The sequence below is a fragment of the Listeria monocytogenes genome (assembly GCF_013282665.1).
GTDB classification, from domain to species: Bacteria; Bacillota; Bacilli; order Lactobacillales; family Listeriaceae; genus Listeria; species Listeria monocytogenes_C.
Genome location: NZ_CP054041.1, coordinates 1477182 through 1492153, shown reverse-complemented (window position 1 = coordinate 1492153; position 14972 = coordinate 1477182). Strand labels below are relative to the sequence as shown.

Genomic DNA, 14972 nt, shown 5'->3' with positions numbered 1-14972 from the left:
TGTTGATTACCACACTTTCAAGCGGCTAGTTATTTATGATAAGGCTCCCCCCGAACAATCCGAAATGCCCGGTAAACCTGCTCCACCAGCACCAATCTCATCAACTGATGCGGCAACGTTAACCTCCCAAACGAAATCCGCTCATTACTCCGCTTCAACACCGCCTCACTAAGCCCCAGCGATCCACCAATCACAAACGTCACCTTACTCTTCCCATAAGTCGCTAGTTTATCTAAATCAGCCGCAAATTCTTCACTCGACTTCATTTTGCCATCAATCGCCAGCGCAATCACATGGGCATCGTCCGGAATCTTCGCTAAAATCCGCACTCCCTCTTTATCCTTCACTTGTTTCATTTCCGCATCACTCAGCACTTCCGGAGCTTTCTCATCCGGAACTTCAACAATCGTCACTTTCGCATAGGCGCTAAGTCGTTTTAAATATTCAGCGATTCCTTGTACTAAATATTTTTCTTTTAATTTCCCGACCGTTACAATTTGGATATTCATTTATGCCACCCTTATCTTTTTTAATACTTTTATCATACCTCAAAGGACACTTACAACTCTACCAAAAATTATAATTCCCAACAAAAAACACTATTCCCACGAGAGAATAGTGTTTTTAAATCATTTCATTTTATTAATTACTTGAATCAACCACTCTTCTCGCTCCATTACTGCATTTTCATCAGCACCAATCACATCCAAATAATTTTCTGTGTTTGTAACGATAACGGGTGTAATAGTTTCATATCCTGCTTGCTTAATTTCTGCTAAATCAAATGTTAACAGCAAATCTCCAGTCTTAACTTGATCGCCTTGTTTCACTTGTGGATGGAAATAAGTTCCGTTTAAATTAACCGTATCAATCCCTACGTGAATAAGCAATTCTACCCCTTCATCTGACCGCAAGCCAATTGCATGACCTGTTTTAAAGAAAGTAGCAATTTCTCCATTAAAGGGGGCGTAAATCTCTCCAACTTTTGGGTTTACAGCCATTCCTTTGCCCATAATTTCTTCTGCAAATGTCGCATCTGGTACATCTTTTAAAGCAACTGTGGTTCCGATTACTGGGCTTAAAATAGTTGTGTGTTCAATAGAAGAAGCTTTGTTTTGTTTCTTCGCTGTTCCTTTTGTATTTTTAGATGGTGCATCTTCAAATTTCATCAAGAATGTTAAAACGATGGTGATGGTGATTGTAAGTATCATCCCAATGATTAGATAAATAAATTTTGGTCCCATAAATACTGGTAAACTCATTATTCCCGGTAGAACAAACGCATTTCCTGTAACGCCAAAACCTGTCACAAATGCACCACCGATACCTGACCCAATTAAAGCGGCGATAAATGGTTTTTTCAGTCTCAAGTTAACCCCGTACATTGCAGGCTCGGTAATTCCTAAAAATCCAGCAATTGTTGATGATCCCGCAATAGCTTTTAAATCTTTGTTTTTTGTTTTCAAAAATACGGCTAACGCTGCTGCCGCTTGGCCCATGTTCGCCATTAAGAAAACCGGTAATAAATAGTCATGCCCAAGTATAGCGATATTTTGAATCGCAATTGGCATTAAACCGTAGTGCATTCCGACAATCACTAGTAATGGCCTAGTTGCGCCGAGAAGTCCGCCAGCTAAAATTCCACCATGTGCAAATAACCATGTAACACCTTCAGCAAGCCAAATACCTAAATATGATCCCAGTGGTCCAATAACAATTAATTGAATTGGAATAATCAGCATTAATACAATAGTTGGTGTAAATACAATCCCCAGAGAATCCGGCATCCATCTATCTACCCAACGATAAAGATAGCTTAAAATCCAAACGGCTAAAATAATCGGAATAACTGTAGAACTATAATTGATAAAAGGAACTGGGAGACCAAACAAATCTAAACCAGTTGGCCCACCATTCGCAATGGCTTTTGCTCCTTCCATAATAATCGGATACATCATTCCACCAGCTACAGCGACAGCAATAAACTCATTCGTTTTGAAGATTCGAGCTGCTGAAACTGCTAAGAAAAACGGTAAGAAGTAAAATACACAATCTGATATAATTTGTAGCATCGTTACAACACTACTAGTTGGTTCAACCCAGCCAAGTACAGTAACTAATCCTAAAAGACCTTTTAACATTCCGGCCCCAGCAATCGCAGGAACTATTGGCGAGAATATCGTCGAAATTACTTCAAAGAAACGCCCAATGAAATTTCCTTTTTTCTTTTCATCAGTTGTTTCCGTACTATCGCCTTGTTTAAAATCTCCAAGTTTTATTAATTCCTTATAAACTTTAGAAACTTTATTACCAATCACTACTTGAAATTGTCCGCTTTGAATTTGAACATTAATAACGCCTGGTAATTCCTCAATTTTTTCTTTATTCGCTAAATCGATTTTTTTCAAATGAAATCTAAGTCTTGTGTAGCAATGCATGACATCGGTAATATTTTTCTCTCCACCAACAAGGGCAAGTATCTCTTTTGCTAAATCTTGATTATTCATGGTTTTCCTCCAGTTCATTTGTAATAAAAAAGACCCAAATAAAAGATACAACGCCTTAAAATTAAGTGTCCTTATCTTTTATTTAGGTCACGCCTGCCGAACAGTAACGATCCTACAATAAATTATTTTGTTTTTTCTCTAGTAGTAACTCGATGAATGTGCAGTGCAAGATATAATACCTCATCATGATTGACTGTCCATCCCATTGTTTCTTCCAGTAGTTTCTTCACTTTTAAGGCACATTCAAAGGCTTTTGGATATTTACTTTTTACTACATCATAAAGAATTGCTTCTTCCACTATGTCTGATTCTTTTTTCATTTGTCGCAAAATGAAGTAACGCAAATGTGTAATTAAACGCGCATAATTTAATGAATCTTCATCTACTTGAATAAGGTAATGATAGTTAATAATATCTAAAATTTTCGCAACCAAAGTTGTCATTTCAAAAGCTTGTTCTACTTCTGCTGTACCAAATCTAGCATTAACAAAATGCATCGCGATGGGAACAACTTCTTCTTTAGGTAATTCGATATTCGCGCTTTCTTTCATCCAAGCGATAACTGATTCGGCAAATACTACTTCTTCCGGATACATATGACGAATTTCCCATTTTAGCGGATAATCAATTTGGATGCCTTCGTTTACCCGAGTTATTGCGAAATTTATATGATCAGCAAGTGGAATAAGTAAATTATCTGTAATATGAGGACCAAGTTTCTGCTTACCACTTTTCACCAAATGTCCACACAGTTGAATAACCTCTAAAGGAACTTCATCAAAAAAAGCATCCAATTTTCCTTCTGTCGCTTCATCATTCAACACAAATATTTTTTCTATATTAGTTACATCAACCAGGTCTCCTGGAAACTTTTGATAACCAATACCTTTTCCCATCAGAATTTTTTCTACTGTCGGATTTTCAATGACTAAAACAACATTATTATTAAAAACTTTTTTTATTATCATCTTTTATTCCTCTTCAATAGTTTAGTTTATATCTAGGAAAGTTAAGTTATGACAGGCTTTCTCCATTTGAAGTAATGACTTTTTGATACCAATAAAAACTTTGCTTTTTAATTCTGCGCATCTCTTTTAAATCAAAGTTTTCTCGGTCAATATATACAAATCCATAGCGTTTATCCATGCCATTTCGACCACTGACAACATCCATAAAGCTCCATGAACAGTAACCAAGCACAGTTACACCATCATTAAACGCCAATTTCACTTGTTTTATGTGTTCTTTTAAATACATAATTCGGTAATCGTCATTTATTACATCTCCTACTTCTAGTTTATCATATGCGCCCATTCCATTTTCTGTAATTATTAAAGGCAAGTGATATCGTTCATGCAATTCTCGTAACGTTAAACGTAAGCCAACTGGATCAATTTCCCAGCCCCAATCTGTCGCCGTAAGTTGTTGATTTTTTATTACTTGGAAAATGCCAGCCTCTGCTTCTGGTAATAAAGACTCTTTTTGATAACCAATCGGAAATTCTTCTGTTGCCGGAAATGCCTTAACCGCCTCGGAAAAATAATAGTTCACACCAATCATCGTTGGCGGATTTTCTTTCATTAATTGCATATCTCCCGCTTCTATTTCTGGCGCAAAGTCCCGGTCAAGCAAATATTGCCAAAACGGGGCACGGTACTCACCATTACAATGTAAATCCAGTAAGTAATTATGTTTAACGAGCATCGCATCTTGGCTTGCAAGCACATCTTCTGGACTTGAACTCGCTGGGTGAATCATTGAAAATGAAACTGCTGGTCCGATTTTCCCTTTTATCCCAATCTCGTGGAATGTTTTAATCGTTGCAGCTGTTGCAAGGCACATATGATGGTTTGCCTGATATCCAAGTTTCAACTGTTCATGCTGCGTTTTTCCAGTAAGACCCAAACGGCTTGGCATCCGCACTACATGATCCTGTTCATTGATTGTCAACCAATATTTAACACGATCGCCGTATGTTTTAAATAAAAATTCTGCATACGCGCGGTAATCTTCCACACTATTCCTCGATACCCAACCACCATATTCTTCTACTAGCCCTTGCGGATAATCAAAATGATAAATAGTCACAAGCGGTTCAATTCCATACTTACAAAGTTCATCAATTAAATCGTTATAAAAATCGACCCCCTTTTGGTTAATGTTTCCCCGCCCAGTTGGAAAAATCCGCGTCCAAGCAATAGAGAAACGATACACTTTAAGACCTAACTCAGCCATCAAGGCCACGTCTTCTTTCATTCGATGATAATGATCCACCGCAATGGTAAAATCAGTTATTTTCGGGTTTTTAGCCATTACATCAATAACAGATACCCCTTTTCCATCTTCCTGCCAAGCACCTTCCACTTGAAAAGAAGACGTTGAAGCTCCCCACAAAAAATCATTTGGGAATGCTTTATTTTTTCTGAATTCCATATGTACATGCCTCCTAGTCATTTTTTTGTACAAAAAATGACCCGAAACTAGACAAAAGCTAACGAGATTTCTCTCGATAAGTTTCTATCTTATTCCGGGTCATGCCTGATCGAATCAGTAACAATCCTTTAATTAACCATTATGATACAAGATAAAGCGCTTTCTGTCAATAATGATTTTTCTCCACCTGTTTAACAACTTTTTTATTTCATTAATATAGTAGAGCAGCTCAATTATTTTCCGCCCCAAAAACTATTCCACAGGTTATCCCGCCCTTATACACAAGTTATCCCCAAAAATTATCCACATATCCACAAGCCAATTCTCTATTTTGTGTCCGAACGTATATTCTCCACAATATATATGATAGCCAAATTTCACTATCCACAGCTTATCCACAGGTGAAATCGGCATCTAACTATCCAATACCAAAACTCCACTAAACAGCGGAATCCCTTCTCCTACAATCAATCTCGTTAACTAAATATCTATGTAAAGTTATTTTCCTTGTCACATATCCAGCTTATAAAAAGTAAAAATGTGGATAAATGGCTTTCTATCCACATTTTTCTTTTTTTGACCTATATTTTCGCAAAAAATGTGTTTTTTTCAAAAATAAATCTGTGTTTATTGATTAAATTATCAAAATTGTTCTTTTCCACAAGATATTCACTGCTTACACACAGGTTATCCACAGAAGTTATCCACATATCCACAAACCAGTTCTATATTTAGTAGGAGAATTCTTGTTCTCTACCATATCTATATCCGAAAAAAATCCCTATCCACAAGTTTTCCACAGAAAAAAAGCCATCCTCTTTTTCAAGAGAATGGCTTTTGATTATCATGTAGTAGTTTTTGCTGCTTCTAATTTAATATCTGTGGATTTTTCTTTACCGTCACGATAGTATTTCACTTTGACTTTATCGCCAATTTTCACATCGTTACCGTATAGGATTTTGCGTAATGTCATGGAATTTGTTACTTTTTGGCCGTCTAGTTCGACAATTACATCGTATTGTTTCAAGCCAGCTTTATCTGCTGCAGAACCGGATACTACTTGTTGTACCATTGCGCCGTAATCTACGCTATCAGGTAATTTCAAGATATTTTTTTGTTGTGTTTCTGGAATTGTATCAACGTCACGTAAGGATACACCTAGAGATGGACGTTCTACTTCGCCTTTCGTTTCTAGTTGTTCAATGATTGGTTCTACTGTGTTACTTGGAATGGCAAAGCTAATACCTTCTACATTTTCCATCGAAATTTTCATTGAGTTAATACCAATTACTTGGCCTTCAATATTAATTAAAGCTCCACCACTGTTACCAGGATTAATGGCTGCATCTGTTTGGATAACATCTGCTTCCCAGTCTTCTGTTCCGTCGCCATTTGTATCAACTGGTACTGCACGGTTTAGACCAGAAATAATACCTTGTGTTACAGAACCGGAAAATTCTGTTCCAAGTGGGCTACCAATTGCAATTGCTGGTTCGCCAAGTTTTAATGAATCAGAATCGCCGAATGCAGCGACTGTCGTAACATTTTTATCATCAATTTCAAGAACAGCTAAATCGTTCCATTCGTCTGTTCCAAGTAATTTTGCTTCGGATTTTTTACCGTTTGTAAAAGTTACTTCTAATTTATTTGCATCCGCAACAACGTGATTATTTGTTACGATGTAGGCTTTTCCATTTGCTTTTTTATAAATAACACCAGATCCAGAGGAAGCTTCTTGTTCAGAAGTTGTTGTTCCATCAAGGGATGAAGATGATTGGTAATTCAGTACACTCACTACCGCATCTTGCACTTTATCTACTGCTTTTGTTACATCTGATGTTGTATCTACTGAAACTTTTTCTACTTTGGTAGCTTTATTATTTGAGTTTGAAGTTGTATCCGCATTGTCGCCATTATCCCAAGCGACAAAGAAAATAATAAGTCCACCGATAATAACGCCAATAAGTGCTGTTAAAAAGTAACCAATAAAGTGTTTGCCGCGTTTTGGTGGTTCGCCGTTCCCGTTACCACTTCCGCCATTATTCACTCTATTAGGTGGAACTGCCCCGCCACCAGTTGTCCCAGCACGTCTTGGTCCTGGAGCTGGTCTAGCAGGTTCTGGTTCTTTGTTACTTGCTTCTTCAAAAAATGCATTTGTAGAACTTGCCTCGGCTGCATCTTCTGTTGCTCCGGCAAATTTTTCACCTTCTGGGGTCACGCCTTCTACAATAGGAGTTTCTTGGACTGGTTGCGAGCTCTCTTTAGTATGTAAAGTCTCCTCGACCTCTCTTTTCGGCGTGCTTTCTTTCTCGCTGTTTTCATTTAAATTCTTTTCGTTCTCGTCCATGTCTTCCTTCCTCTCTGCAAATTTCGCATTTATATACTTCCATAATAAACCCCAAATATGAAAAAACGATGAAAAAGCTTTAAAAAAACAGTGAAACTCAAATAGTAAAGATGGACGTAGCATTATCAGGATCTGTATCAAAAATTTCTAGTTTACCTCCAACATCAATTCCTTCTGCCATAAGTGTTTGTGTTACGCTCATTCTCGCAAGTTCTTTCATATTGTTGTCTTTACTAAGATGTCCCAAATAAATTCGTTTTGTTTGATCGGTAATAACTTCACTCATTGCTATCGCTGCATCTTCATTGCTCACGTGTCCCTCGTCGCCAAGAATTCTACGTTTTACATTCCATGGATAGCGTCCCATTCGTAGCATTTCTACATCATGATTACTTTCAAAAAGATAAGCATCAGCCCCCGCAATATGTCCTTTCATTCGGTCGCTCACATAGCCTGTGTCTGTTATCATTACAAATTTTTTATTCCCTTTATGAAATATGTAAAACATCGGCTCAATCGCATCATGAGAGACTCCAAAGGATTCCACTTGCATGCTACCAAAGGATTTTACTGTTTCCATATCAAATTGGAATTTTTGTTCTGAAGAGACTTCACCAATCATATTATCCATTGCTTTCCATGTTTTCGCATTGGCATAAATAGGGAGTTTGTACTTCCGAGCAAGCACCCCAAGGCCTTTAATATGGTCTGAATGTTCGTGAGTAATTAGAATCGCGTCTAAATCGTTCATATCTCGACCAACTTGCGCGAATAGTCCTTCCATTTTCTTGCCACTCAAACCACAGTCAATCAGAATTTTTTGATCTCCTGTTTCGACAAGTGTGGCATTGCCTGAACTTCCACTGGCTAATATACTAAATCGGATTTGATCCGTATCTTTTTCTGTTAAAATTTTATTTGCGAACATTTTTTATCCCCCTAAAGGCTTATATATCTTTCATTGTAACGCTAATTCGCCAAAATTGCATGCGCTATCGTTTGAAAAAGCCAACCTAATTTTTTGCGATAATTAGGTTGACTTCTTTTTTATTTGGCTTTTTGGCGGCTTGATAATTCCGCACCAGGTTCGGTTGTTGATTTATTTTCTGATTGATTAATCACTTGTTCGTCTTTGGCATTTACGAGGACGTAGTTAGTTTCACCCGAATGTTTCACTTCAAAGCACCAAACAGGGAAGTATACATTTCCTGAAGGTAGCTGTACTGTCGTGTAATAGCCAAATGTTGCAGAAACCACATCGCTGTCTTGCTTCAATTCTCCGTGCTGATAAACTGCTTCTAGTGCATCTGTTGCAGACATTAAGTTAGTTTTATCTTTTAAATCATCTTGCTTCGACATCCAAGTTTGTTCATATGAAATTACTCGGTCATCTTGATCTAAATAAAAAGTAATTTGGCCCGCTTCATCAAACAGAACCATGTTGTTATTAATTAATTGATTAAAAGTAAGTGTCCGCGCGTCCTTATCATAATTCCAAAATTGGTAAGACTCCCCGCGATAAACACTTGATTCCATAAATTTTTGAAATTCTGGATTGGCCCCTTTTTTGCCAGCTTTTACTGGATTTTGTAGGACAGAATAGATTTGTTTATTGTTATCTTTCAGTGTAATTGCCTGTCCTGTAAAGTTGCTTACATCTTTTGTTGTAAATGCCGCTCGTTCTGTAGTGAAAATGGAACCGCTCGTAGGTTTGGTCGACAAATCCGGATGGGAAATATTATCTGCTTTTAATCGTTCTTCTAGCGTCTCATTTCCGAGTGTATCTGGGTCATCCGATAACTGCTTGTTGAAAAATATTACTGCTAAAAAGACATTAAGAATAAGGAGAGTCACAATAAAAATCATTTGTGTTTTACGCCAATCCATTTTTATTCACCCGCCTTTTCTGCATCTGGTTGGAAGACGAACCATTTGTCATGATACTTATACAGCCATGTTGGTTCTAAAGTCACTAGCCGATTCATCCCAGAAGATTCGCTTCTAGTCATATGATAGCCGGGAACAATATCTTCAATTTCTTCTACTTTGATGTTAGGATTTTGAGCCAGAGCGCTATAGACAGAATAAGAAGATTGTAGCGTTACTTCTTTTTTCTCCCCCGGTACATCTGTATCTAATCGGAAAAATGGTCTCATATATTTATAAACCGCTTCAAGTCCTTCTGTTACAGAGATGTCCGCCATGCCATTCTCATTATAAACTTGTAAATTATCGATGAATAAACTGAAATTAGTCGTTGCACTTTCCGCGGCATAACCTGTGAAATAGTAAGCACCATCACCAGTCCATCCAGCGTGATCGTTCACAAAGTTAAAACTATCTTGAATAAGTCCAGCTCGTTTGACACTGCTAAGATCTTCTGGATTCGTACGTTCTTGAGATGGGTTTACATATTCTAATACTTTATTATCTGTATCCATTTCAATGACACTGGAGCCATCTGTGTAGGTGTTTCCCTCACTTTTAACTGTGCCAGAATCTTGGAACAGCGCGGAAGTGAATAAATTAATTTCAAGCGAATCAATAATATATTTTTTGCGATCTAGTTTTGTTTTTTCAAAGCTTAGGAAAAGATTGCGTTTGTTTGAAATTAGCTTATCATTTTGAGTCAGCTTGCTTTCATTCTTTTTAACAATTTTTTCGATTTTATCGATGTCTTTATTTTGAAGTGAGCTTTGGTAAATATTTTCTTGATCGTCATTTGTGAAATAAACCGAGTGTAGTCCTGTATCTGTATTATTAACATCAAATACAATTCGATTAAAGAATGCTGATTCAAGCCCTTCTCCTTGTATTTGAAAAATTTGAGCAAAAATAGAGAACGGGATATTACTCGGGAAAATAATCTCGATAGTTCCATTTTTATGGATTAATTTCTCATAGTCTTCACTACTTTTTTTATTAGCTAATACCACTTCTGAGAAACTGAAGGCTTTCCCTTGTGCCATTAGCTCGTTTAATAAATCAGCATCTAGGCTTTGGTAATTATTTTCATTTGCATTAACAGCTAGCTTGTATGGTTTGAATACTTGTGAAGTTGTCATTGTTTTATCAATGGTTGTTTTTTCCACTTCTTTTACATTAATTGCTTCGTAATCAGGTTGTCCCTTCCAAATAAAGTAGCTTAGGACGATGCTGAGTACGACTAAAATGGTTAGTACAAATGAGCGAAATCCTGTTTTTTTCATCATTCCCAATCATCCTCCGGTAAGTCACTGTATGGCAGGGTGAATTTAATTATGGTCCCTTTGGTTTTATTACGTTCGGCCCAAATTCGGCCGCCATGTGCTTCGATAACTTCTCGAGCGATGGCAAGTCCTAACCCTGTTCCTCCCATTTCCCGCGAGCGTGCTTTATCTACACGGAAGAATCGGTCGAATACATTTGCTAAATCTTCATCTGGTACGCCTAAACCTTCATCGGCAATGCTCACTTCAATTTCATCTTCAAACTTCTTCAGATAGAAAGAGATGCGGCCGCCATCTGGTGAATACTTGTTGGCGTTAGAGATAATATTATCCAGCACTTGCATGACTTTATCTTCATCAATTTCGATAATAACTGGTTCTCTTGGAATGTGGCGTTTGAACATGATTGTTTCTTTTTTCATCATTTCAAAACGGTCAATAATATGGTTAAAGAAATCCGTAAAGTTCACGAAGCTTTTTTCGAGTTGTTCTCTACCGCCGTCCATTCTGGAAAGTTTGAGCAGATCATTAACGAGACGAATCATCCGCTCAGTCTCATTCTGCGTTACTTCAAGGAAGCGTGGGGCGATTTCTTTATCTTCCCATGCGCCGTCGCTTAATGCTTCTAAATAACTGTGCATACTTGTAAGTGGGGTTCTAAGTTCATGCGATACGTTGGATACGAAGTCGCGACGTTCTTGGTCCACTTTTTCTTGATCGGTAATATCATGAAGTACGGCGATTACGCCATTGTTAAAACCTGTTTCTCTTTGGATAACCGAGAAATTGGCGCGAAGTACATAAGGTTTGTCGAAAGTACTGCGGTCCATAGTTAGCGAACCATCCACTTCCATCAAATCTTCAAATTGGTATGTGTCTCCTATATCTAAAACATCAATAATAGAGCGCCCATTCGCACTTTCATGTTTCACGCGCAGCATTTTTTCTGCGGGCGTATTAATGAGAATTACTTTCCCGCGTCGGTCTGTTGCAATTACGCCATCAGTCATATATGCGAGTACGGAGGAAAGTTTGCGTCGCTCCCCTTCTGTCATCGCTTGAGCTTCTTGGACTCGTTTCGTTAACGTATTAAAAGAATCCGCTAATTCACCAATTTCATCGACACCGTATACTTTAACTTTACGACTGTAATTCCCGCGAGCCATCGCATAAGCTTGCCGTTTCATTTCAACAATTGGTTTTGTAATCGTTCTTGATAGCAAGATTCCGAGTACAGCGGTAATAATCATCGCAATCAAAGTACCTGTGATGAAAATATTTGTAATATCATCTACTTGTTTATAGACACTTTCGATATCGGCGACAAGATAAATAGCCCCTATCACTTTGCCTTTATTTTTGATGGAGGATACGTTCACCCAAACGCGGTTATTTTTATTCGATTCGTCTTTATAGATTTTGTCCTCAGAAGTCGTTCCAAGTGACAGCGTTCTTTTCACAAGGGGGTCATTGCTTTTTTGACCAACAATTCCTTGATTATTTAAATTAGATGTACCGAGAATTTTTCCTTTATCATCTACTATTCTAACTTCGATTAAATTGCTGCTTGCACGAGAAAAGTCGACCAAAAGTTCTCTAATATCATTTTGTAACTTTACGGAGTTATCGCTATTTTTAATAATTTCTTCTCTAGCGTTGTAATCCAAAAGCGTAATACTATTCGTAATAGAATCTTGAAAATTCTTCTCCAGTTGTCCTTCCAGCTCACGTACAAAATACGCGCCGATTACTTGCATTGCAACAATAATTAGCAGCAAATACATAATAACTAACTTAAATTGTACAGACTGAAAAAATCTCATTTTATGCATAAGTCTTTCTACTCCTATTCGGGGTAATATATTTAAATTAGTATACCATATGTTATGGGGTAGACGTATGGATTTTCCTGTTAATTGGGTCAATTTATTTATAAAAATAGTAGTTACATATGCGAAAATACCCAAAAAAAGTGGTCACCGATTTTTTCACTTCGGCGACCACTTCTTGTTATTTATTCTTGTTCTGGATTACGTAAATAATAGCCAACTCCGCGTCTTGTTACTAACCACGCTGGATGACTTGGGTTGTCCTCAATTTTTTCACGTAAGCGACGAACGGTAACGTCAACAGTACGAACATCACCGAAGTAATCATAGCCCCAAACGGTTTGAAGTAAATGTTCACGTGTCATAACTTGTCCCATATGTTTCGCTAAGTAGTGTAGTAATTCGAATTCACGGTGCGTTAATTCGATAGTTTCTCCACGTTTAGAAGCCACATATGCGTCTGGATGAATAATAAGAGAACCAATCTCTAGTTCGCTATTTTCTTCTTCCTCGGCTGCGTTTGAGCTTACTTGGCTGTGACGGCGCAAGTTGGCTTTCACACGAGCAATTAATTCACGATTACTGAATGGTTTCGTTACATAGTCATCTGCACCAAGTTCTAGTCCGATAACTTTGTCAATTTCGGAATCTTTCGCTGTTACCATAATTATTGGCATATCATATTTTTTACGAACTTCACGACATACCTCGATACCATCACGACCTGGAAGCATAATATCGAGTAAAATCAAATCTGGCTGAACCTCTTCTACAAGTTCTAACGCTTCATCGCCATCATAGGCGCAGTATACATCAAAGCCTTCTTTATTTAGATTAAACTTAACTATATCCGCAATCGGTTTTTCGTCATCTACTACAAGAATTTTCTTTTCTGCCATTTTTTTACAGTCCTCTCATTCCTGGATTTCGCCGGCTATAACCGGGACAGATAATTCAATGCTTAAAACTCTCACTAAATGCTTTAAATTCCGGCTTGTCTTTGTAAAACAACATGCTAGGAATAGACTTACTAACTAAGTATAACACATCCCATTAATTATCTGAATTATTACAAGCGATTTTCTCATAAAACTGGGTAAATGACTATTTCTGAGTGACTTTATCAAACAGATGCAATTTGGAAATTCGAGCAACTGCTTCTTCCAAACGCTCTTCATCCATTAAAAGACCAACACGGACATATCCTTCACCAAATTCGCCAAAGCCGCTGCCATCTGCAACCGCAACACTCACCTCTTCTAGTAGATAATCGGCAAATTCGCTACTAGTAAAATTTTCAGGAACTGGCATCCAAGCAAAAAACGAACCTGCCGGCGCAACAGCATCCCAACCAATCTTCTTACAAGCGGAAATAAAGGCATCCCTGCGACTTTCATAACGAGCCGTTAATTCTTGCACACAAGTCTGATCTCCTGTTAAAGCTTCTATTGCAGCGTCTTGAATCCCCGGGAAAAGACTTACATACATATGATCTTGAATAAGATTAATTGCTTCGATAACTTCACTGTTCCCAACTGCAAAACCAACACGCCACCCGGCCATATTATATGTTTTCGAAAGTGTATAAAGTTCAATTCCAACTTCTTTCGCACCGTTCGTTTCTAAAAAACTAATTGGCTTTTTACCATCAAAACCAATACCGCCATATGCAAAATCGTGCGCAACAACCACATTATGTTCTTTAGCAAAAGTGACTGTTTCTTCAAAGAAATCACTTGTGGCCACTGCGCCAGTTGGATTATTAGGATAGTTTAAATACATAAGTTCTGCTTTTTCCGCCACTTCAACAGGAATCTTAGTAAAATCTGGTAAAAAGGCATTTTCAGCCATAAGTGGCATTTTTTCAAATTGAACTTCGCCTAACACTACTCCTGACAAATAATCAGGATAACCTGGATCAGGTAAAAGCATGGTATCACCCGGATCCATCAAACACATCGGCAGCTCCACTAAGCCTGTTTTTGTACCAAACAAAATAGCTACTTCCGTATTTGGATCAATCGTTACATTATATTCACGCGCGTAAAAATCCGCAGCGGCTTGTTTTAGTTCATGCTTTCCTCGAAATAAAGAATATTTATGGTTAAGTGGTTTTTCTGAAGCTGTTTTCATCGCTTCCACAATATGTTTGGGTGTTGGCTGGTCTGGGTTTCCTTGCCCTAAGTTAATGACATCATGCCCTTCTGCCACCTTTTTTCCAACTTTTTCTACAAGGCTAGAGAAAAACTGATCTGGTAAATTTTGTAAGCGTTTGGAAATTTTCATTTTACACCCGTCCTTTTTAAGTTTCATTGATTAAAATAGTAAAGTTTTCTGAAGTATTTGTCCAGTATGATTTTTTTAAACTTAAAAAAGCATTGACAAATTAAGGTAATATGCGTATATTTTTAACTAACAGGTTTTTCTAAAATATTTTCTCTTATCGAGAGCGGCAGAGGGACTGGCCCGATGAAGCCCGGCAACCTAACTTTATGTAAGCGTAAAGTGAAGGTGCTAATTCCAGCAAAATGGTGTATTCCGTTTTGGTAGATAAGAGGAGCTGGATATGTTCGACTTTCCACTTCTCTATTCTAAATAGAGAAGTTTTTTATTGTTTCCATGAATAAATCTGGATAATCACTCAACA

Annotated in this window: 11 protein-coding genes and 1 riboswitch; all 11 genes read right to left on the bottom strand. The window is 37.6% G+C overall.

Annotated features, from left to right (window positions below):
- Positions 1-29: 29 nt before the first annotated feature.
- Positions 30-509 carry a 23S rRNA (pseudouridine(1915)-N(3))-methyltransferase RlmH gene (rlmH, locus tag HRK21_RS07485; RefSeq protein WP_008946708.1) on the bottom strand — a complete coding sequence of 160 codons (480 nt, stop codon included), beginning with the start codon at positions 507-509 and terminating at the stop codon, positions 30-32.
- A gap of 120 nt (positions 510-629) precedes the next feature.
- Positions 630-2507, bottom strand: coding sequence for a beta-glucoside-specific PTS transporter subunit IIABC (locus HRK21_RS07480; protein WP_069888330.1), 1878 nt, complete (start codon positions 2505-2507; stop codon positions 630-632).
- 122 nt (positions 2508-2629) lie between these two features.
- Positions 2630-3475, bottom strand: a complete 846-nt coding sequence (locus HRK21_RS07475; RefSeq protein ID WP_069888331.1) for a PRD domain-containing protein — start codon at positions 3473-3475, stop codon at positions 2630-2632.
- 46 nt (positions 3476-3521) lie between these two features.
- Complete coding sequence (locus tag HRK21_RS07470; protein ID WP_003738016.1) at positions 3522-4940, bottom strand: glycoside hydrolase family 1 protein; 1419 nt, start codon at positions 4938-4940, stop codon at positions 3522-3524.
- Between the two features lie 844 nt (positions 4941-5784).
- Positions 5785-7287, bottom strand: a complete 1503-nt coding sequence (gene htrA / locus HRK21_RS07465; protein WP_070006193.1) for a serine protease HtrA — start codon at positions 7285-7287, stop codon at positions 5785-5787.
- Positions 7288-7384: 97 nt separating this feature from the next.
- Positions 7385-8215, bottom strand: coding sequence for an MBL fold metallo-hydrolase (locus HRK21_RS07460; RefSeq protein ID WP_003738013.1), 831 nt, complete (start codon positions 8213-8215; stop codon positions 7385-7387).
- A gap of 119 nt (positions 8216-8334) precedes the next feature.
- Complete coding sequence (locus HRK21_RS07455) at positions 8335-9174, bottom strand: two-component system regulatory protein YycI (protein WP_070006198.1); 840 nt, start codon at positions 9172-9174, stop codon at positions 8335-8337.
- 2 nt (positions 9175-9176) lie between these two features.
- On the bottom strand, positions 9177-10499 hold the full coding sequence (yycH, locus tag HRK21_RS07450; protein ID WP_077952724.1) for a two-component system activity regulator YycH: 1323 nt from the start codon (positions 10497-10499) through the stop codon (positions 9177-9179).
- Entirely contained in the window at positions 10496-12328 is a 1833-nt protein-coding gene (gene walK / locus HRK21_RS07445; protein WP_003729145.1) for a cell wall metabolism sensor histidine kinase WalK, read from the bottom strand. The genes yycH and walK overlap by 4 nt, the downstream gene beginning before the upstream one ends.
- 182 nt (positions 12329-12510) lie before the next feature.
- Positions 12511-13224 (bottom strand): response regulator YycF, encoded by a 714-nt coding sequence (gene yycF, locus HRK21_RS07440; protein WP_003724221.1) that lies wholly within the window; start codon positions 13222-13224, stop codon positions 12511-12513.
- A gap of 205 nt (positions 13225-13429) precedes the next feature.
- The gene (locus HRK21_RS07435; protein WP_070006200.1) at positions 13430-14611 is read right to left on the bottom strand and encodes a pyridoxal phosphate-dependent aminotransferase; all 1182 of its coding nucleotides are present in this window, start codon (positions 14609-14611) and stop codon (positions 13430-13432) included.
- Positions 14612-14762: 151 nt separating this feature from the next.
- A riboswitch (SAM riboswitch) is annotated at positions 14763-14882 on the top strand.
- Positions 14883-14972 lie beyond the last annotated feature (90 nt).

Coding starts and splice junctions, on each gene's coding strand:
- rlmH (WP_008946708.1), bottom strand. CDS start 509: ATGAATATCCAAATTGTAACGGTCGGGAAATTAAAAGAAAAATATTTA.
- HRK21_RS07480 (WP_069888330.1), bottom strand. CDS start 2,507: ATGAATAATCAAGATTTAGCAAAAGAGATACTTGCCCTTGTTGGTGGA.
- HRK21_RS07475 (WP_069888331.1), bottom strand. CDS start 3,475: ATGATAATAAAAAAAGTTTTTAATAATAATGTTGTTTTAGTCATTGAA.
- HRK21_RS07470 (WP_003738016.1), bottom strand. CDS start 4,940: ATGGAATTCAGAAAAAATAAAGCATTCCCAAATGATTTTTTGTGGGGA.
- htrA (WP_070006193.1), bottom strand. CDS start 7,287: ATGGACGAGAACGAAAAGAATTTAAATGAAAACAGCGAGAAAGAAAGC.
- HRK21_RS07460 (WP_003738013.1), bottom strand. CDS start 8,215: ATGTTCGCAAATAAAATTTTAACAGAAAAAGATACGGATCAAATCCGA.
- HRK21_RS07455 (WP_070006198.1), bottom strand. CDS start 9,174: ATGGATTGGCGTAAAACACAAATGATTTTTATTGTGACTCTCCTTATT.
- yycH (WP_077952724.1), bottom strand. CDS start 10,499: ATGATGAAAAAAACAGGATTTCGCTCATTTGTACTAACCATTTTAGTC.
- walK (WP_003729145.1), bottom strand. CDS start 12,328: ATGCATAAAATGAGATTTTTTCAGTCTGTACAATTTAAGTTAGTTATT.
- yycF (WP_003724221.1), bottom strand. CDS start 13,224: ATGGCAGAAAAGAAAATTCTTGTAGTAGATGACGAAAAACCGATTGCG.
- HRK21_RS07435 (WP_070006200.1), bottom strand. CDS start 14,611: ATGAAAATTTCCAAACGCTTACAAAATTTACCAGATCAGTTTTTCTCT.